This is a genomic window from Glutamicibacter sp., from assembly GCF_035257265.1.
In the GTDB taxonomy this organism is placed as follows: Bacteria; Actinomycetota; Actinomycetes; order Actinomycetales; family Micrococcaceae; genus Glutamicibacter.
The window spans coordinates 136,316-155,625 of the sequence record NZ_DATEXC010000071.1; the positions used below are offsets into that span (position 1 = coordinate 136,316).

Annotated in this window: 21 protein-coding genes; 17 read left to right on the forward strand and 4 right to left on the reverse strand. The window is 56.0% G+C overall.

The genetic code is table 11. The annotated features are described in order from the left end of the window. Positions 1 to 3: 3 nt before the first annotated feature. The 7 genes from VJ369_RS18975 to VJ369_RS19005 all read left to right on the forward strand — a co-directional run bounded on the left by VJ369_RS18975 (position 4) and on the right by VJ369_RS19005 (position 7,848). Positions 4 to 1,458, forward strand: coding sequence for a glycosyltransferase family 87 protein (locus VJ369_RS18975; RefSeq protein WP_324093551.1), 1,455 nt, complete (start codon positions 4 to 6; stop codon positions 1,456 to 1,458). After that, positions 1,455 to 2,873, forward strand: coding sequence for an NAD(P)/FAD-dependent oxidoreductase (locus VJ369_RS18980; RefSeq protein ID WP_324093552.1), 1,419 nt, complete (start codon positions 1,455 to 1,457; stop codon positions 2,871 to 2,873). Before VJ369_RS18975 ends, VJ369_RS18980 begins: the two co-directional genes overlap by 4 nt. A 17-nt stretch (positions 2,874 to 2,890) precedes the next feature. After that, positions 2,891 to 3,925: a YdcF family protein gene (locus tag VJ369_RS18985; RefSeq protein ID WP_324093553.1), complete on the forward strand. Its 1,035-nt coding sequence runs from the start codon at positions 2,891 to 2,893 to the stop codon at positions 3,923 to 3,925. 130 nt (positions 3,926 to 4,055) lie between these two features. After that, on the forward strand, positions 4,056 to 4,988 hold the full coding sequence (locus VJ369_RS18990) for an ABC transporter ATP-binding protein (RefSeq protein ID WP_324093554.1): 933 nt from the start codon (positions 4,056 to 4,058) through the stop codon (positions 4,986 to 4,988). Beyond that, the gene (locus tag VJ369_RS18995) at positions 4,988 to 5,818 is read left to right on the forward strand and encodes an ABC transporter permease (RefSeq protein WP_324093555.1); all 831 of its coding nucleotides are present in this window, start codon (positions 4,988 to 4,990) and stop codon (positions 5,816 to 5,818) included. The genes VJ369_RS18990 and VJ369_RS18995 overlap by 1 nt, the downstream gene beginning before the upstream one ends. 35 nt (positions 5,819 to 5,853) lie before the next feature. After that, entirely contained in the window at positions 5,854 to 7,143 is a 1,290-nt protein-coding gene (locus VJ369_RS19000) for a sensor histidine kinase (RefSeq protein WP_324093556.1), read from the forward strand. A 3-nt stretch (positions 7,144 to 7,146) separates the two neighbouring features. Then, a complete protein-coding gene (locus VJ369_RS19005) occupies positions 7,147 to 7,848 on the forward strand; it encodes a response regulator (protein WP_105676508.1) in 702 nt (233 codons plus the stop codon). 61 nt (positions 7,849 to 7,909) lie between these two features. On the opposite strand, the gene VJ369_RS19010 is transcribed toward VJ369_RS19005, so the two are convergent. Further along, the gene (locus VJ369_RS19010; protein ID WP_324093557.1) at positions 7,910 to 8,323 is read right to left on the reverse strand and encodes a LapA family protein; all 414 of its coding nucleotides are present in this window, start codon (positions 8,321 to 8,323) and stop codon (positions 7,910 to 7,912) included. A 214-nt stretch (positions 8,324 to 8,537) separates the two neighbouring features. Here VJ369_RS19010 and VJ369_RS19015 point away from each other — a divergent pair, with 214 nt between their 5' ends. The 8 genes from VJ369_RS19015 to rplI all read left to right on the forward strand — a co-directional run bounded on the left by VJ369_RS19015 (position 8,538) and on the right by rplI (position 15,278). Next, positions 8,538 to 9,818, forward strand: coding sequence for a M18 family aminopeptidase (locus tag VJ369_RS19015; protein ID WP_324093558.1), 1,281 nt, complete (start codon positions 8,538 to 8,540; stop codon positions 9,816 to 9,818). 144 nt (positions 9,819 to 9,962) lie between these two features. Continuing rightward, positions 9,963 to 10,514, forward strand: coding sequence for an LURP-one-related/scramblase family protein (locus tag VJ369_RS19020; protein WP_324093559.1), 552 nt, complete (start codon positions 9,963 to 9,965; stop codon positions 10,512 to 10,514). Positions 10,515 to 10,680: 166 nt separating this feature from the next. Next, a complete protein-coding gene (locus tag VJ369_RS19025) occupies positions 10,681 to 11,172 on the forward strand; it encodes a helix-turn-helix domain-containing protein (RefSeq protein WP_324093560.1) in 492 nt (163 codons plus the stop codon). A 120-nt stretch (positions 11,173 to 11,292) separates the two neighbouring features. Further along, entirely contained in the window at positions 11,293 to 13,383 is a 2,091-nt protein-coding gene (locus tag VJ369_RS19030; protein WP_324093561.1) for an acyltransferase family protein, read from the forward strand. A gap of 175 nt (positions 13,384 to 13,558) precedes the next feature. After that, on the forward strand, positions 13,559 to 13,855 hold the full coding sequence (gene rpsF / locus VJ369_RS19035) for a 30S ribosomal protein S6 (RefSeq protein ID WP_096255147.1): 297 nt from the start codon (positions 13,559 to 13,561) through the stop codon (positions 13,853 to 13,855). Positions 13,856 to 13,909: 54 nt separating this feature from the next. Continuing rightward, positions 13,910 to 14,500, forward strand: coding sequence for a single-stranded DNA-binding protein (locus VJ369_RS19040; protein ID WP_105676539.1), 591 nt, complete (start codon positions 13,910 to 13,912; stop codon positions 14,498 to 14,500). Between the two features lie 62 nt (positions 14,501 to 14,562). Beyond that, positions 14,563 to 14,802 (forward strand): 30S ribosomal protein S18, encoded by a 240-nt coding sequence (gene rpsR / locus VJ369_RS19045; protein WP_026820365.1) that lies wholly within the window; start codon positions 14,563 to 14,565, stop codon positions 14,800 to 14,802. A gap of 17 nt (positions 14,803 to 14,819) precedes the next feature. After that, on the forward strand, positions 14,820 to 15,278 hold the full coding sequence (gene rplI / locus VJ369_RS19050; RefSeq protein WP_096255151.1) for a 50S ribosomal protein L9: 459 nt from the start codon (positions 14,820 to 14,822) through the stop codon (positions 15,276 to 15,278). Positions 15,279 to 15,349: 71 nt separating this feature from the next. On the opposite strand, the gene VJ369_RS19055 is transcribed toward rplI, so the two are convergent. Continuing rightward, on the reverse strand, positions 15,350 to 15,733 hold the full coding sequence (locus tag VJ369_RS19055) for a hypothetical protein (RefSeq protein ID WP_324093562.1): 384 nt from the start codon (positions 15,731 to 15,733) through the stop codon (positions 15,350 to 15,352). Positions 15,734 to 15,742: 9 nt separating this feature from the next. After that, positions 15,743 to 16,045, reverse strand: coding sequence for a PadR family transcriptional regulator (locus VJ369_RS19060; protein ID WP_324093563.1), 303 nt, complete (start codon positions 16,043 to 16,045; stop codon positions 15,743 to 15,745). Positions 16,046 to 16,258: 213 nt separating this feature from the next. On the opposite strand from VJ369_RS19060, the gene VJ369_RS19065 reads away from it, so the two are divergent. Together VJ369_RS19065 and VJ369_RS19070 are read left to right on the forward strand one after the other, a co-directional pair. Beyond that, positions 16,259 to 16,591 carry a helix-turn-helix transcriptional regulator gene (locus VJ369_RS19065; RefSeq protein WP_324093564.1) on the forward strand — a complete coding sequence of 111 codons (333 nt, stop codon included), beginning with the start codon at positions 16,259 to 16,261 and terminating at the stop codon, positions 16,589 to 16,591. A 204-nt stretch (positions 16,592 to 16,795) separates the two neighbouring features. Beyond that, positions 16,796 to 18,313, forward strand: coding sequence for an acetyl-CoA hydrolase/transferase family protein (locus VJ369_RS19070; protein ID WP_414652680.1), 1,518 nt, complete (start codon positions 16,796 to 16,798; stop codon positions 18,311 to 18,313). Between the two features lie 210 nt (positions 18,314 to 18,523). Here the strand turns inward: VJ369_RS19070 and VJ369_RS19075 are convergent, their stop codons facing one another. Then, positions 18,524 to 19,102: a dihydrofolate reductase family protein gene (locus VJ369_RS19075; RefSeq protein ID WP_324093565.1), complete on the reverse strand. Its 579-nt coding sequence runs from the start codon at positions 19,100 to 19,102 to the stop codon at positions 18,524 to 18,526. Positions 19,103 to 19,310 lie beyond the last annotated feature (208 nt).

Consider the following 19,310-nt stretch of genomic DNA (forward strand, 5'->3'; position numbering starts at 1 on the left):
GTCATGAGTGCCCCGAAGAAACCGAGCCAACGCGGTCCGTTGCGAATTACCGTCCCCTCGAGGGCGGATGGATTCTTGCGTCAATTCACCGCGCTGATCGGCGGCCCCCTGGGCCGTCACAGTGATCCGGGACGAGTCAGTCCGGGATTCTTCACCGTAGAACGCGTGATGATCTTGCTGACCACCCTCGGGGCACTGCTCATGCTCTTGGCGAAGAACCCCTGCCGCGTCAATGGCTGGGGCGGTTCAAACCCCTATGTTTATGCCTGCTATTCCGACTGGGTGCCGTTATTCGGAGCGCGCGGTTTTGCAGACAACCCGTGGGTACCTTTTAGCAGTGGGGCAGAATTTGAATACCCGGTGCTGATGAGCGCCGTGGCCTCGGCGGTGGCGGCACTGGTTCCGCAGGGCCTTGAGAACCGGTCACTGCTTTACTTCGATATGAACCTGGCCATTGTGGCGGTTCTCTGGGTCATCACCGTGGTGTGTACGTTGCGCATGGGCGGACGCCGTCCCTGGGATGCGGCCATCGTGGCCATCGCGCCGGGCATTATCCTCACCGCCAGCATCAACTGGGATATGTGGGCGGTGGCCCTGCTTGCGATGGGCATGCTGGCCTTCGCACGCGGACATACGGTGCTCGCCGGCGTGCTCATCGGGTTGGGCGCGGCGATGAAGATCTACCCATTCTTTGTGCTTGGGGCGATCTTGGTCATTGCCATCCGAACCGGGAAGTTCAAAGTCTTCTGGACAACCGCGGGAGCCGCCGCCGGAACATGGGTGCTGGTCAATCTGCCCTACGCGCTGGCTTACCCGGACTCCTTTAAACACTTCTTCACTTTCTCCTCCGAACGCGGTGCGGGGTTATCAAGTTTCTGGCATGCATGGAACGCCGTCGCAGCGAAGACCGACTCCATGGGCACCTTTGAAGCCGAGCAAATCTCGCGTTACGGGTTGATCCTCTTCTTCTTATGCTGCATTGGCGTTGCGGTTCTTGGCCTGATGGCTAAACGCACCCCGCGTCTCGGCTCGCTGGCGTTTTTGATCATTGCCTCCTTTGTCATGGTCAATAAGGTTTACTCTCCACAGTTCATTGTCTGGCTGATCCCGTTGTTCGCGTTGGCGCTGCCGCGCTGGCGATTATTTGTGGTCTGGATGATGGTTGAGGTGGCACACTTCTACGGACTTTGGAACTATCTTGACTCCTTCTCCGCAGATAAAGATCCACATAAGGTATTTCCGGAAATCGGCTATGTTCTCTTAGTGCTCGCGCATATGGTGATGCTGGCCTACGTGATGTTCCAGGTAGTCCGTTCGATCCTTGATCCGCGGCGGGACCCGATTCGAGCCGTGGGGCAAGAAGATCCACTGGCAGGCCGCCTTGCCGGAGCCAAAGACGTATTCACCCTGCGCGGGCTTGGTAAGGGTGCAGACAAACCAGAGGAACAAAAAGTATGACCTCGGTAGCGGTAGTAGGGGCCGGACCTAATGGACTCGCGGCGGCTGCGGTAGCAGCTCGCGCCGGGCTCAGTGTCGATGTCTACGAAGCCAACGAGACTATCGGCGGCGCCGCACGCACTCAACCGTTAGAGGGCTCGAGCGCAAAGTTTGATCTAGGCAGCGCCGTGCACCCCATGGCGATGATTTCCACCGCGATGCACGAGCTCAACGTGCACCAACGGGTCGACTTTATCGTCCCGGAACTGTCTTTTGCTCATGTTCTCGACGAACGGACCGCCTACGCATGGCGCGACTTAGAACGCACCGGAGCGGAACTTGGTGCAGGCGATGGGCAGGCCTACACCCGGCTGCTCAGACCCTTGGTGCAACGTATCGAACAGCTGGGCGATACGCTGCTTAACCCACTGCTCAAAGTGCCCGCCCACCCGCTGACCTTGGGACTCTTTAGCGCCTCCACGCTGGCTGGAATGGCGTTAAAAGACATATTTTCAGCCAGATACCCGCGTGCCGCAGCGCTTTACGCGGGATGTGCCGCCCATGTGGCCGGGGGAGCGCGAGGCCCGGCCAACGCCGGGGCTGGACTCTTTCTGGCAGCAGCAGCGCACGGGCAGGGATGGGCCGTACCACGTGGCGGCTCACAGGCTATTGCCGATGCACTTGCCGCCGAGGTGATCAGTCACGGGGGCACCATTCATACCGGACATAAGGTGTCGCATGTTGCCGAACTCCAGTCAAAAACAATCCTGCTTGATACCTCCGCCGAGGATGCCGCTAAACTAACCAGCGGAAAAATTCCTGACAAACTGGCCGAAAAGTTGGTAAAAACCCGGCGCTCGCCGGGCAGCTGTTTGGTACATTTTGTGCTCAGCGAACCGATCCCCTGGAAAGATCCGGTGTTAAGCCAGACAAGCACCGTGCATCTGGGCGGTACCGCAGCACAAGTGGGCCGGGCCGAACGCGCAGCGAACCGCCGGACCAGCGAGCATCCGTTTCTGATTGTCGCCCAGCCTTCCCTTTTTGATGATTCGCGCGCACCTGCCGGCGAGCAAGTCATTTGGGCGTACTGTCACGTCCCGCTGGGATCAACAGCAGATATGAGCCGGCAGATCAGCGACCAAATCGAATCCGCAGCTCCAGGTTTCAGCGACATTATTAAAGAAAGACACGTGGTTCCTGCCAGCGGACTGGAACAGCAAAATGCCGCACTGGTCGGGGGAGATCTTTCGGGAGGGACTATGGACCTGATCGGAAGCGTGATGCGTCCGAGACTGTCTGCGGAGCCTTGGTATTTGCAATCCAAAGGGCTGTATCTAATTTCGTCGGCGACCCCTCCGGGACCATCGGTGCATGGGATGGCTGGATATCTCGGGGCCAAGGCGATGCTGCGACGCGAATATTCGATTTCTTCCTAGGTTTTAAGGGCTGGCAGATGAATTCTCTTTACTCCGGTTGGCTTCCTGGCTTAGTACTTGCGGGTTTCTGGTTGTTCTTCGTGCATTCTTACCGCAAGGATCCGCGTCGTTTAGGTAATGCGGTGCTACTTTTCCCTCTGGTATTGCTGAGCATCGCCTTCCTAGCTGATCTGGTGACCGACCTAGTGCCAGGTCTCGGACTGGTATTTGTGTTGGTCTTCGCTCTGGCCCCACTGATTTACCTGCTCTTTGCAGGTGCGCTGATTTATAACGGGGTAGTCATGTGGCGCCGGGAAGGCTCCCGCGTTTCGAACCTGCTTTCTTTTGCTTCCGGGGTCGCGGTTCTTGGACTGCCGGTGATAGCCATACTGCTGGTGGCACTGAACACCTGGTGGTCCTACACCTTAGCCTTTGTGCTGTTTATGTCCTCCGCTTTTACCGCTAGCCTTTTCGCAATGTTGCTGCTCTACGCCTGGGTGCACGGAAAGTTTCCTTCGATGGGTCACCCTGCCGCGGTGGTGGTCCTCGGTGCACGCACCATTAATGGCAAAGTCACCCCGCTATTGCGCGGTCGACTCGATCGTGGCCTGCAGTTATACCGCGCGGCGGCAGAACCTAAACCGCTGATGGTCCCCACCGGCGGGCAGGGCGCCGACGAGCTGGAGCCCGAAGGCGTCAGCATGGGCCGCTACCTGAGCGAACAGGGGATAGCCCAGGATCAGCTGTTGGTTGAAGACCGGGCGAAAGACACCATGGAGAACTTGAAGTTCTCTGACGCGCTGGTGCGAACCCACCGTCCGGACGGGCAATTATGGGTGGTGACCAGCGATTACCATGCGCTACGTGCAGGACTTGCAGCACGCAGCCTGGGGTTGGACGCGCGAGCATTCGGCGGCAAGACCGCCGCGTACTATCGGCCCAGTGCGTTTTTACGTGAATTTGTTGCCATTATGCGCGACCATCGAATGCTGGTTGCACTACTCGCTTTACCCTTTGCTGCCGTGATCGCCGCCGGTTTAATGGTTCTGACCAACACTGCGCTTTGGGCCTGAAGTCCACCACTTGTGCGCCTATAGGTGTACTTGCTGACGCATCGGCAGGGCTGGCTCCGCCTTTGGAGTGAGGGTCAAGATCAGCACTGGGGTCGGTGTTTTTACGGACCAAGTTTTTTATGCTGGACATATGATTCAGGCACAGCAGCTAACCAAGAGATACGGTGCAAAAACCGTAGTCGACAACGTGTCGTTCACGGTCCAGCCCGGAATGGTGACCGGATTCCTCGGCCCAAACGGCGCCGGCAAATCGACCACCATGCGCATGATCGTTGGATTGGCCAAGCCAACCGCCGGGCAGGTCGCAGTCAACGGCAATAATTTTCGCTCATCCCGGCATCCACTGACCGAGGTGGGGGCCTTACTTGAGGCCAAATCGGTGCATAAGTCGCTTACCGCCCGCACCCACCTGCGGGCTATGGCGGCCACCGGAGGTATCTCGCGATCCCGTGTGGACGAAGCCTTGGAACTGACCGGTTTGAGCCAGCTGAACCGCAAAAAGGTCGGCGGCTTCTCACTGGGTATGGGCCAACGTCTGGGCATTGCTTCGGCGTTGCTCGGGGACCCACAGGTGTTAATCCTTGACGAACCGGTCAACGGACTGGATCCCGAGGGAGTCGCCTGGGTGCGTAACCTAGCTCGCCAGCAGGCAGCCGAGGGGAAGACGGTTTTCATCTCCTCCCACCTGATGAGCGAGATGGCGCAGACCGCCGATCACCTGATTGTTATTGGTCGTGGACGGATCCTTGCTGATGCGCCGATCAGTGAATTTATTGATGATGGATTGCGTCAGACTATTGTGCGCTCCTCAAATCTGGATCCGTTGATGACGGTTCTCGCCGCCGAGGGTGTGCAATTAACCCGTCTGGATTCCACCACCTTGCGTGTGGCCGGACCGGACTCGGAATCGATTGGACGCCGGGCTTTGGAAAGTGGAATCGTGCTCAGTGAGCTGCGGCCGCTGCAGCGCACGCTCGAAGACGCTTATATGGAATTGACCCGCGACGAGGTCGAATACAAGTCCCAAGTTCAGCACGACGCAGTTGCCGGAGGCACCCACTAATGAGTACTCACCTCGCAACCCCAACCACTGGCAAGGTCACCTTTGGTGGCGTGCTTCGTTCGGAATCGATCCGATTCTTCTCGCTGAATTCCACCCGCGTCCTGATCCTGGTGGCGGTGGTACTCAATATGGGTATTGCCGTGCTCGGTGTCTGGGGCGTTGGTTCTTTCGCCAGTGAAGCCCCGCCGATGCCCGGGATGCCGGATATGACCAGTCCCGAATTCACCGCGGAACTCCTGGGATCGGGCCTGGCCTTCTCGCAGCTAATCCTCGGTGTTCTAGGCGTGCTGCTGATGAGCGGCGAATTCACCACCGGCTCCGCCGTCAGCACCTTCCTCGCAAGCCCGCAACGACTGCGTGTACTGGGAGCCAAAGCAGTACTCATCGCCATCCTCAGTGCGATCGTCCAGCTGATAAGTAGTGTTCTGACCTATTTAGTCTGCTTGCCGCTGGCGAATAACTACAACATGAAGTTGGACTTCTTTGGAAGCCATTTCCAAAATGTGCTCTGGTACGGTGCGCTTGCGGTAGTCATGGCCGCCCTGATTGGGTTGGCTCTCGGAGCAATCCTGCGTAACTCCGCAGGCGGCATCACCTCCTTGGTAGCCTTGTTCTTCGTACTTCCAATCGTCACCGGACTGCTGACTACGCTGGCGGATTGGGTACAGAATGTTGTCCAGTTCCTCCCGGACCAACTGGGCATGTCACTGGCCTTGCCGCAGTCCTATGCAAGCGATCTTGAACTGTGGCAACAGCTAGCCGGTGTAGCCGGTTGGACGCTGATCCCATTGATCTTAGGTGCCTGGCTGCTTAAGGCCCGCGACATCTAAAAATTGAAGCACCGGAGCAAACTAGACTGGATGATATGAGCCAAACATCGCTGCAGGAGCCGGTAGTCTCCTTCGACGAGCTGGCGGCCAAGCGGATGGGTCGGGTACGCAGATACCTGCGTACCCATCCGCGTGTGGTCGTTGTGGGAACCGTAGTCATTTACTTTTTCCTGGCGTTGCCCAACACCGTCATGATGGCATACCTGCCCAACGTGCCACCGGCCTTGTACTTGTTATTGACCGTCAGCATTGGTCTGGCATTGCTGTGGCGGCGCAAGGCTCCACTGACGGTGTTATGCGTCATCTTCGTCCTTGAGTTTGTTGGCATTTTGCTTGCCGGCCAAAGCGGTGGGATGGGTGGCGTGGGCATGGCCATCGCGTTGTATTCGGTAGGCACCAGTTACTCTGGACGACGTGCGGTTCCCATCGCCCTGCTTGCCGGTTGTTTCCAGCTGTTGATGATGGTGCTGATGGGCTACCCGGACCTGACGGATCTGAGGGTGGAATCGGACGCAGACAATATTGATGACGCGGCGGCCTCCGGGATCCTCATCGGTATTACCGGTGGATTCCTGATCGGTATTTATGCTGCTGCTGCGGCCATCGGTACAAATATCCGAAATGCTCGCATCCATGAGGCCGAATTGAACCATTGGGCCTCCCAAGTTTCACGCTTGGCCCAGGTTCAAGAACGAAACCGTATTGCCCGCGAAATGCATGACGTGGTGGCTCACTCACTGTCGGTGATGATCGCCCTGTCTGAGGGTGCCCGGGTGGTGGGGAGACGCGACCAAGAGCGTTCCGAGCAGGTGCTCAAGGAGCTATCTGGCACCGGACGTGCGGCCCTGTCTGATATGCGGCGCATGCTCGGGGTACTACGGCAAAGCGAAACCGAAGAACTCGAACTAAAACCTACCGGCGGCAGCTTGGATCAGATGCTCGAGGGTTTCCGGGTAGCCGGTTTGCCGCTGACCTATACGTATACCGGTGAGCCGCTTCCAGGAGATACAACTTTTCAGTTGACGGTCTTCCGTATCATCCAAGAATCTTTGACTAATTCATTGCGCTACGCTCACAACGTCAGCGATGTGCAGGTGCGTATGGAACGTTGTTCCAGCCAGGTGCGAATCGAAATTATCGATGACGGTGACGCTACCCGGGTACCGAGAGTGGGCACCGGCCAAGGATTACGCGGCATGCGTGAACGGGTTGCCCTCTTTGGCGGAACGGTGAACGCCGGCCCCGTGGCGCAAGGAGGCTGGATTGTGAAAGCTACCCTGAAAATGCCAGAACATTCCAACGAACATTTAGCCACCAAGGAGTAGCTCATGGAAGAAATTATCAAGGTGTTGCTGGTTGATGACCAGCCATTGCTGCGCATGGGCTTCCGGCTGATTCTTGAGGGCGAAAACGATATGCATATCGTGGGTGAGGCCGCTGATGGGTTAGAAGCACTCACGCAGACCGCGGCCTTAGTTCCAGATGTGGTGTTGATGGATGTGCGCATGCCAAAAATGGATGGGCTGGAGGCGACGGAGCGGATCGCTAAACAGTACCCGGATACAAAGATCATCATCCTGACCACCTTTGACCTGGATGAGTACGCCTTTTCTGGTTTGCAGGCAGGTGCCAGCGCCTTCCTGCTCAAAGACGTTGCACCCGAAGAACTTGTCTCCGCGGTGCGCCTAGTAGCCTCGGGTGACGCGGTGGTAGCACCGCGGGTGACAGCCCGACTGCTGGAAACCTATGTACGTCACGGTGCTAAGGGACATCCCGCGAAGACCGCCGAACCACCGGAACGGGATCCACTGCTTGATGACCTGACTCCGCGTGAACAGGAAGTCTTGCGGGCTTTGTCGGAGGGGCTTTCAAACGCCGAAATTGCGCATCGATTTTTCCTCTCCGAGGCAACTGTTAAAACGCATGTTCGCCGGATCCTGACAAAGCTGCACTTACGTGATCGAGTGCAGGCAGTGGTTTACGCCTACGAAACCGGTCTGGTCATCCCATCGCAGGGTCTGGACTTCTAGGTTTTAAACAAGAAACGCTGCTGACCGACCCTCAAGGGGTCCGGTCAGCAGCGTTAATACTTTAACGGCGCTTTTGTGCCTTGCGGTCTTTTCGTGCTGTGGCGCGTAACTGAATCACGCGGGCGGCACCTACTGCCGCGATCAACAGGCCGCCGGCAACCGCTGCGATAAACAGGGCCAGACCAAGATTTACCTGACCTTCATAGGTGAAGTAGCGCAGCGTCACCTGGTCCTGATTCTGAGCAATAAAAATGATGAGCAGCACCAGAACGATAAGACCCAAAACGGACGCGGTCCAGATCCGACCTAGTTTGGTCGCCGGTAACTTCGATTCTGGTTCCGGCGGTGGGATCTGAGACTTAGCTGGCTTCTCAAGCGGTGCGGTAACTGGCTTGACGCTGGCGACACCGTCCGAATCTGGCGTCGCTTCGTGTCCAACCGGGAGATCATCTGGTGCGTGAGGAGTCGATGTCATGATTTCACTCGTTTCCTAGTTGGCTACTTTCTGTCAGCATGCTTGTAAATGTCCTACTACGTCAAGCTCGACACTCAGAAGCTTCGTTGATGAGACATTTTTAGTTCAAGGCGGAGACGATTGCGCCCTTAAAAGGCTGAAAAATACTAAGCTGGGACAAGCTCGGCAGTTCAGGCCGACACAGTAACCTGATGAAAGAAGTGAGCACCCAGTTATGGCACAAGCCGCAGCAATGGCACACATTGCAGACCTGGCCGAGTACGTAGCGACCTCCCCTTCCAGCTTCCACGCGGTGGCTAGCGCCGCCAAGCGTTTGGACGGCGAGGGGTTCACCGCCTTGGATGAGAGGGCAGCATGGAATTTGAGCTCGGGCTCTTACTATGTTGTGCGAGATGGTGCGATCATCGCGTGGGTGCAGCCCGAAGCCGCGACAGCGATCAGTGGGTTCCATATTCTTGGAGCCCATACCGACTCACCTGGCTTCAAACTTAAGCCAAAACCGACAACCGGATCTAACGGCTGGTGGCAGGCAGGCGTGGAGGTGTACGGCGGCCCGCTACTCAACTCCTGGTTAGACCGAGAACTCGTGCTCGCAGGCCGTCTGGTGTTGCGTGACGGATCGGTTCACCTGGCTCAGACTGAACCGCTGCTGCGCATTCCGCAACTGGCCATTCACCTTGATCGTCAGGTTAACGACGGCCTGACCTTAGACAAGCAGACTCACACCAATCCAATCTTCGGAGCCGGCGATCTGGCTGATGCCGACATTTTGGGCATTTTGGCGGCCTCCGCTGGTGTTGATCCGGCAAAGGTCGCAGGCTACGACGTACTGACTGCCCCGGCCCAACGTGGTGAGGTCTTCGGCCATGGCAAGGACTTCTTTGCCAGCTCGCGATTGGATAACCTCACCAGCGTGCACGCGGGGCTGATTGCTTTGACTAATCATTCGCGCACCCCATCGGGTCAGCGCATCGCGATGCTCGCGGCCTTTGACCACGAAGAAATCGGTTCGGCTTCGCGCTCTGGCGCTAGTGGACCATTCTTGGAAGAGATTCTAGGTCGGATCCAGGAATCCTTCGGTGCTGGTACGGAGGACAATGCCCGCGCGATGGCCGCTTCCGTATGCCTCTCGGCTGATGCCGGGCACGCGGTACACCCGAATTACCCGGAACGTCATGATCCAGCTAACCGACCACAGCTCAACGCTGGACCGCTGCTGAAGATCAATGCGAACCAACGATACGCAACCGATGCAGTCGGTGCGGCCTTATTTGCTAATTGGTGCCAGAATGCCGGAGTTCCTTACCAAGAGTTTGTATCGAACAACCAGGTTCCTTGTGGTTCAACCATCGGCCCGCTGACCGCTACCCGTTTGGGTATACGCACATTGGATGTGGGCGTCGCGTTGCTATCGATGCACTCGGCTCGCGAAATGTGCGGCGTGGATGATCCTTGGTACCTCTCCAAGGTATCCCGCGAGTTCTTCGGAGAATAGGCGTCTCGAAAAGCACGAGGAGCCCAGCGCCGTACTGTGCGTCTGGGCTCCTTGATTTTCGAAATTTATGAACAGCTCTAGGGGTACTGCAGCTACGAGAGAATTACTCGGTCCGGCGGCTCCCTAGATGGCATAATCGCTTGCATGTCGATCTTCAATCAGGACGTTCTCGTCTTTCAGCAGACTAAGAATATTTCGAAAAACGATTTTTCCATCTTAGATGGCTCCGGGGGACAGATTGCCCATGTTGAAACCGGAGGAAGTGCGCTCGGACGTATGTTTGCTGGCGCGCGGCAACTGACGGTATTTGACGGACCGGGTAATCCGGTGATTCAGGTCAAGGACACCATGACTATGGGTCGCGACCGTTTTGAAATTCTAGACGGGCAGAGCGTTCCATTGGCGAGTTTGGTCAAACGGGTTACCTTCTTCAAGACACGAGTCACCATTTCCATGCAGGGTGAAGAGCTGGATTTGCTCGGCAGCATATGGGACTTTAATTTCCAGATCACCGGTTCCACCGGGGAGATGGCCCGCGTTACCCGTGAGTGGTCGGGGGTGGGCAACGCCTTATTAGGTAAGTCCACTTACGCGGCGCAGATCGCTTCGCATCTGAATGTTGGGCAGCGTCAGGCAGTCATCGGATCGGTACTCGCGTTGGACCTCATCCGAGAGAAACAAAACCGCAGCTCGTAGAGTCACTCCCGGAAAACGAAGAAACATGCCTTTGGAGGCATATATTTCTCTCGTCAGGAAAATAGACTGAAAAGCCCGGTAAAGTCAACGGTGTCGGCCTGTTGTCGGGTGAGTGTCGGGGTCATGTCGTGGTGCTTACGTGTCTGCCACCAGTAGTGTCACTTACATGAATGAATCACGGATTGCAGAACTTCGCCGCGCTAAAGGTTGGACGCAAGAACGTTTGGCTACGGAAAGCGGCATCACTGTTAGAACTGTCCAGCGGCTCGAAGCGGGCAGCGATGCCAGCTTGGAAACGATCTCGCTGATTGCCAAGGCGTTGGACGTGCAGGTTGGCGAACTTTTTATCAGCGTCCAGACCCCACACTTTTCAGAAGCCGTAGACGGATTAGAAACTCGTACGCGGGTTGACCAAGAGCGTCGAGACTCTGCCACTCAGGGAATAGTCCTAATTTTTCGAGGGCTGGGAATACTGGTCACTTTCGCGACCCTGATTCTCGCCACGGTTGGACAGTTCGGTTGGTACATCTGGTTACTCATACCCGCCTATTGGGGAGTGGGCAGGTTGCTGCTCGAAGCGGTCTTCCGATTGCGTATTGATCCCAAATTTGATGCCAAATACCCGCTCTCCTCGGCAAATAGAAAACTTTTGGGATAGTTTCATTTTGGTATTCCTCGTGTCGCATGTCAGATACCCACGACTTTCCCACTTGTAGTTTTGTTTGCGGATGCCCGGTGCTTACCTGCTGTTCACCAGGAACTGGTCTGATCAAAGAATATGAGTTCAGCACCGGTAAAAATCAAAAATTTCAGGCCTGAAATTCAGGCGCTACGCGCCTTAGCGGTCCTGTTGGTGGTTGCTTACCATTTAGAGCCAGGCGTGCTCCCTGGTGGGTATATCGGCGTGGATATCTTCTTCGTCATTTCCGGTTTTCTGATCACCTCACATTTACTGCGCGAAGCACAACGCACCGGAAAGGTGAATCTTGCCTCGTTCTTCGCCGGACGAGCACGCAGAATCTTGCCCGCCGCCATGCTGGTTATTGTTGTGGTGGTCGTTGCGGGTTTATTGATCCTCCCTAAGACGCTGTGGGGAACTTTGGGGATTCAGGCGCTCGCCTCCACCTTTTCCGTGCAGAACTGGGTGCTCGCAGCAGATTCGGTGGATTATCTGGCCGCGGAAGAAGCCGCCGGCCCACTGCAGCATTTCTGGTCTCTCGGAGTAGAGGAACAGTTTTATCTTTTCTGGCCATTGGTAGTACTTGCCGTCAGTCTGTTGGTTAAGCAAAACCTTCCGGGCCCACGAACTGACCGGTTTGCATCTAGACGGCGGGTCATATTTCTCAGCTTTATGCTTATCGCGCTGTTCTCCTTGGGCTACTCGATCTACACGGGATACTCCGGTGATGCTGCCGGATATTTCATCACCACCACCCGCATCTGGGAGTTAGCCGTTGGCGGACTGCTCGCTGTATTGATGGATGCGCACGCAAACGGATCCTTCACCCTTCCTCGGTGGACCGAGTCCTGGGCAGTCCGAAATGGGCTAGTACTCATTTCCTTGCTCTCGATTCTGGGTGCTGCGCTGACCTATGACGCGCAGACCGTGTTCCCCGGAATCGCCGCAGCCCTACCGGTGCTTAGCTGTGCAGCAATTATTATCGCGGGCAACACTCGGGGGCTTGGCTCTTTACACCTACTGGTTCAGTGGAAGCCGGTGCAATGGATCGGCTTAGCTTCCTACTCGCTCTATCTCTGGCATTGGCCACTGATCGTCTTTGTCACTCATCTTCTGGGTAATGATCCAAATCCGATTCAATCGCTCACCCTGTTAGCTGGGTCGTTGGTCTTGGCCTGGGCCAGCTTGAAATTTGTTGAGTCGCCGGCACGGCAATTTAAGCCGTTAGCCGACTCGGCGAAACTTTCGCTGGTTGCCGGTGCGGCGGCGGTGGCAGTGGTGGCAGGAACAGCACTCATCCCTGGTATCGCGCAACGAGAAAGCATCGAAAAGGATCAGCAGGCAGTCGCCCAGCTGATCCAAGATCCACCGGCGGGCTTTGGCGCCGCTTCGGTGGGCTCCGGAGCTCCGGCATACCTTCCGGAGACCACACAAATCATCCCGGTGCCTGCCACTGCCGAGGATGATCAACCAGATTTGGGGGAGTGTGTCCAGGATCCCCAATCGACGCAGATCAAAGAATGCGAATTCGGGAGTACAAATGCGAGCTTTACGGTGGCGCTGGTCGGTGACTCCCACGCGGCTCACTGGTTCGAAGCGTTAGCCGTACATGCCAAAGAGCGAGGCTGGAAGGTTGTCACGTATTTGAAGAACTCGTGCCCGTTTAGCGCAACGGAACGCACCGCAGAACGCGATGGGGGCATCAACTGCTCCGAAGCCAACAAGCAGACTTTGGAGAAGCTGAAAAGCAGGGGCGATATTAACGCGGTGGTTGCTGCGAACTGGGCTGGAGCCAGCTTTGTGGCAGATGCTGCGCAAGGTTATGCGCAGCAGTGGAGCAAGCTGGAAGATGCCGGTTTGCCGGTGTATGCGGTCGTTGATACCCCGCGGCCGCCCAAGGATGAATATGCCCGTGATTGCGTAGAAGAGCATTCGGCGGACCCCGAGGCCTGCAGCTTCGATAAATCGGTAGCATTCGAATCGGGGGACGTCACCAGGCAGGTGGCCAAACTCGAGCCGCGGGTGAAGGTCTTGGACTTCAGTGATCAATTTTGTATCGACGGACGGTGCCCGTCGGTGATAGGCAATGTGCTGGTCTACAGGGACAAGCACCACATCTCCGATACCTACATGCGTACTCTGGCCACAGTGTTTGGGGAACGTCTCGAATCGGCAATGAATGGTCAATGAAATTCGGTGCATGATCTAGGACACCTAGGGTTCTGTCATTGCACCTATCTCGGGTAGGATTGGAAGGTCTGTGCTACTGCACGCCCGAAACTTGGGTGCCGCGGAGCATGGATAACGCAAGAACCTCCTGTTGCGGAAATGCCGCGACCGTTTAGCCCAAAGGAGGTGGGTTCACATGCGTGCTTATGAACTTATGGTCCTCATCGATCCAGAGGTCGATGACCGCACCGTAGAGCCAACTCTCGAGAAGTACCTCGAAGTTGTTCGCTCAAACGGTGGAACGATCGACAAGGTCGATATCTGGGGACGTCGCAAGATGTCTTACGAGATCCAGAAGAAGGCAGAAGCCATCTACATCGTGGTGAACTACACCGCGGATCCAGCTACTTCGTCCGAGCTTGAGCGTCTGCTCAAGATCAACGAGCTGATCCTGCGTCACAAGGTCACCCGTCCGGAAGAGGCTCGCGTTTAATTACGCTTGCACTTTCGTTGTACGACAAACGTTCATTCTGACTAAGGAGGGTCAATGGCAGGCGAGACTGTTATTACCGTTATCGGAAACCTGACCGCCGATCCGGAGCTGCGTTTCACGCCGTCCGGTTCAGCCGTAGCGAACTTCACGATCGCTTCGACTCCTCGCACCTTTGATCGCCAGTCCAATGAGTGGAAGGACGGGGAAGCCCTGTTCTTGCGCGCATCGGTATGGCGTGAGGCTGCAGAGAACGTTGCGGAGACTTTCACCAAGGGCATGCGAGTCATCGCCCAGGGTCGTCTGCGCTCACGTTCGTATGACACCAAGGAAGGCGAACGTCGCACCGTCATGGAGCTCGAGGTCGATGAAATCGGCCCGTCGCTCCGCTTTGCGTCCGCCAAGGTAACCCGCACCCAGCGCTCCGGCGGTGGCCAGGGAGGCTTTGGCAACAACGGTGGCGGTGGAGGATTCTCCAACGCTCCGCAGCAAAATGCCCCACAAGCTCAGCCGCAGCAACAGCAGCAGCCACAGCAGGGCGGCGGATGGAATGCTCCATCCAACGACCCGTGGAGCACCGGCGGTAACAACGGCGGCGGTGGCGGCGGTGGCTGGGGCAACCCAGGCAGCGACGAACCACCTTTCTAAAAAACTATTTATTCACCATCCCGCAGATCTCTCTGCGGGCTCCAAACCTAAGGAGCTCCACGATGGCTAAGGCTGAAATCCGTAAGCCCAAACCAAAGTCCAATCCCTTGAAGGCCGCTGACATCACTGTCATCGACTACAAGGACGTAGCGTTGCTGCGCAAGTTCATTTCTGATCGCGGAAAGATCCGCGCTCGTCGCGTGACCGGTGTATCGGTTCAGGAACAGCGCAAGATCGCACAGGCTATCAAGAACGCACGTGAAGTAGCCCTGCTGCCTTACTCCGGCGCTGGCCGCGGCTAAGGAAGAGGGGATATAAAATGGCAAAGATCATTCTGACTCACGAAGTATCCGGTCTGGGTGCTGCAGGCGACATTGTTGAGGTAAAGAACGGCTACGCCCGTAACTACCTCCTTCCACGCGGGTTCGCACTCGTTTGGACCAAGGGTGGCGAGAAGCAGGTTGAGTCCATCAAGGCTGCTCGCGCTGCTCGCGCCGTAGCAAACCTTGAGGATGCTCAGGCACTTGCTTCGAAGCTGAAGTCCCAGCCGGTGAAAATCACCATGAAGGCTGGCACCAACGGCCGCCTGTTCGGCACCGTGAAGACCGCAGACATTGCTGCTGCGGTTGAAGCTGCTGGCCTAGGCAAGATCGACAAGCGCAACGTTGAGGTCAACGACCACATCAAGTCGACTGGCAACTACACCGCAACCGTTCGCGTACACGAGGACGTTGTTGCAAACCTGAAGCTTCAGGTTGTTGCTGCAGCCAAGAAGTAAGTCTTTTTAGACTCACCTCTGTTCAAAGGGTGATGCATTCTCCGCAAGGGGAGTGCATCACCCTTTGACGTTTAACGGCTCTTGCGGGAACGCGCGATAGCACGTGAGAAATCGATGATAATTCCCAGTGCTACGAATCCGAGCGCAGGTAGCCACGTGACTGCCCAATTACTCATGCTCCCGGCAGTTCGTTCGCGAAGGACAAGTTGCACCATTGGCCACAAGATTCCCAGGACCACTCCGATGATCATGAATGCTTGCTGACCCTTTGGAGCAGCCTCTTTGGGAAAAGAGTCCGCATATTCATTGGGGGTTCCGAAGCTAGCTGTAGCTTCGTCGTAGTTGCTGCTCTCTGTTTCAACCTCGCGCACGATGTCACGTATGACGGTGACATCCAGATTCCGAAGTGAAAGATTGAAGCGAAGCTCATCGAGATAGTCGGTAATGCTTTTCATCGTTTTCTCCTAAGATATCTGGCGCAGCCAGGTACGAACTTCTTGCAGAGTTGCTTGGCCTTGGGTGGTGATCCTGAAGGTCTTGCGTGCTGGGCCACGGTCGGTGATTTCCCACTCCGAGACGATATCTCCAGACTCTTCCATCACTCGCAGCAATGGGTAGAGGGTGCCGCTTTTGATCCCAGTGAGACCGTGATCTTCAAGTTTGGAGAGCAGTGAATAGCCGTGTGCTGGCTCATGCGTGAGCTGATTCAAGATGATCACCGGTAGCGTTGAGCGCTTCACCTGATGAGCTGTCTTATTCGCGTTCATGCCTTAAGTATGATTCATACATATGCAGGTTCCAATACTGCTTTCGGATGACATTTGAGGCTTTGCTCAAGTCACCGTTGCTTCTCAAATTTCTGCAGAGAGACGTAACTGGGCATTGGGCCATTGTTCATTCAAATGACCCCCACCAAGACCGTCACAATCATTGGGAAACGCCCCGATCACACCTAATCTCAGAGGGGAGAGTAACTAGTTTTGAACAATGAGAGAACGGTGGAACACGTGGGCTTTGCTTTTGCGGATCCGGATGTATTAACTGATGCCCAGCGTGAGGCTGTTGCCGAACATCGACGTTCGGTGAAGATTGAGTCTCGCAAACTTTCGCTGCGCGAAATGCGCGAGGATGCACAGCTGAGCCAGGTAGAACTTGCAGCCGCCCTGAAGGTCAGCGTAGACCGGGTTGCACGTATGGAAGCCGGAGATCTGGACCGTGTGCAGGTGACAACACTTCGGCGATATGTTGAAGCAATGGGTAGCAAGCTCAAAGTGAAGGCTGTCGGTGAAGCAATTCACGTGGACCTTGGATAAGTAAACGAGGCGGGTCAAATTACTGCATATTAGGTGTCAAGGCCAGACCGGTCAGCGCAAATTGAAGACAGCTTATCGCTAAAACTCTGAACTCTCGTGCAAAAGCCCTAGCCGCGGCGAAATCAACGGTGAATACCGGATAAAGTGTTCCGGTGAGATGCGGGTTACTGATCTGCATCACAAGGAAGTTTAGAAGGGGTTATTTTGCACGAGCGTATTCACCACCGGGCCTTTATCGATCGTTTGATGACTGCCGAACAGGCAGCAACTTTTATCAAACCCGGAATGACGGTGGCCATGAGTGGCTTCACCGGTGCGGGATACCCGAAAGCGGTTCCTGGCGCCTTGGCCGCGCAGATGGAAAGTCAGCACGCTCAGGGGCAAGATTTCAAGATCAACGTGCTGACCGGCGCTTCGACCGCACCAGAGCTTGATGGTGTACTCGCTAAAGCCGAGGGCATGAACCTGCGCCTGCCTTATATGTCTGACCCTGAGCTACGCCGTCGAATCAACGACGGCAACATGGAGTACATGGACATTCACCTGTCCCACGTCGCTCAGCACGCCTGGTTCGGCTTCTACGGCAAGATCGATGTAGCTATCGTCGAGGTAGTCGGCGTGACCGCAGAGGGGGATCTGATCCCGTCCAGCTCGGTGGGCAACAATAAGACTTGGCTGGAAATGGCAGACCAGATCATCATCGAGGTCAACACCCAGCAGTCGGCCGCGATGGATGGCATGCATGACATTTACTACGGCACCGCGCTGCCTCCGCACCGCAAACCAATTAACCTGACTACGGTGCGTGACCGCATCGGCCAGAAGTACATGGATATTGATGTCACCAAGGTGGTGGCGGTCGTTGAGACCGATGCACCAGACCGTTTGAGCCCCTTCGCTCCGGTAGACGAGACCAGCACACAGATTGCAGATCACCTACTGGATTTCTTGGACTATGAAATCCGCCAGGGACGACTGACCGAGAAACTACTGCCATTGCAGTCCGGCGTGGGAAATATTGCCAACGCCGTACTAGCCGGACTGGCTCGTGGCGGGTACAAGGGTCTAACCGCCTACACCGAGGTCATCCAGGACGGAATGCTGGAGCTGATCAAGGACGGCACCATCGAGTTTGCCTCCGCCACCAGCTTCTCGCTGTCTGCCGATGGTATCGACGAGTTCAACAAGCACGTGGATCATTACCGTGAGCGGATCTTGCTTCGTGCCCAGGAGATTTCTAATCACCCGGAAATCATTCGCCGGTTGGGCTGTATTGCGCTTAACGGCATGATTGAGGCTGATATCTACGGCAACGTCAACTCCACCAACGTGCTCGGATCCCATGTGATGAACGGTATTGGTGGCTCGGGCGACTTTGCCCGCAACGGTTACCTGTCGGTGTTTATGTCCCCATCGGTGGCTAAGGGCGGCAAGATTTCCGGTATCGTGCCGATGGCCAGCCACGTGGACCACACCGAACATGACACGATGATTCTGATTACCGAGCAGGGTCTAGCCGATCTGCGTGGACTTTCACCTAAGCAGCGCGCCCAGTTGATCATCGACAAGTGTGCACACCCCGAATACCGTCCGATGTTGCAGGACTACTTTGACCGCGCACGCAAGGAGAGCTACGGCAAGCACACCCCACATCTATTGGGTGAGGCGCTTGCCATGCATCAGCGCTTCTTCGAGACTGGCGATATGCGCTTGGCTAAGTAAACGAGAGCATTGGCGGCGGGAGGCGAACTCTAAACGAGTTGGTCTCCCGTCGTTGGTTTAAACGGACCAAGTAACCGTTACAAACCTCGGATTCAAGAGTCTAAACGTGGCGGATCTTATTGCGCCCGAGACGAACTGCCGACAGCGTCGAATGTGCAAAGATTTTTGAGGACTGCCGTTGGATATCTCATGATCCGCTGCCTGACGCTCTTAATGATGCAGGCTAGGACGATAAGTTAATTCTTGGATACGCCCATCAAGCAACCTTGAATCCACCAGTTCAAGGTCGAAGTCCTCGACACCGGCGAAGATTGGATCCTGACCCGTGAGCCCGGTCAGTGCAGGGAAAATGGTCAGCTGAATAAAATCAACGAGTCCTGCTGCCATAAGTGCCCTATTCATGGACAAGGAACCGTGCGAACGCAATGGAACCGTGGATTCAGCCTTTAACCGTGGCACCACCGCTAGTGCGTCACCACGCTCTAGCGTGGCATCGGGCCAGTCCAAGACATCTGTCAGCGTATTGGAAATAACGGTGGCAGGCTGCTTATGCATCGCCTCTCCCCACGGATCATCAACATCCGAATATTTATCGGCCTGCGCCCAAAACTGTGCGAACAGGTTGAAGGTGTTGGCGCCGAAAACCATGTGACAAGGGGAGGCATAGCGCTCCAAACGACGAGCTAGAAGTTCGGGTCCTTGCTTGCCCCAGTAGCCACCCCAATTTCCCGAGGCACCTCCAAATCCATCAAGACTCGAAAACACGTCAAAGGTATATGTCGCAGGCATGAGAACTCCCGGGGTAATCCGCTAAGTGCAACTCACCTTACGCCTGCCCGGACGTGCGCGAAACCCTGCGCGTTGACTCATCATGAATGCTCGCGAAATGAAGCCCATGCCTCATTTACTTTTGCTCGCGAAAACTCTGGTGTTCCAGCGAGCATAGCGGTGTGCTGGAGTGATGAAACAAGGACTCTCGATGAACACTCGTCATCAA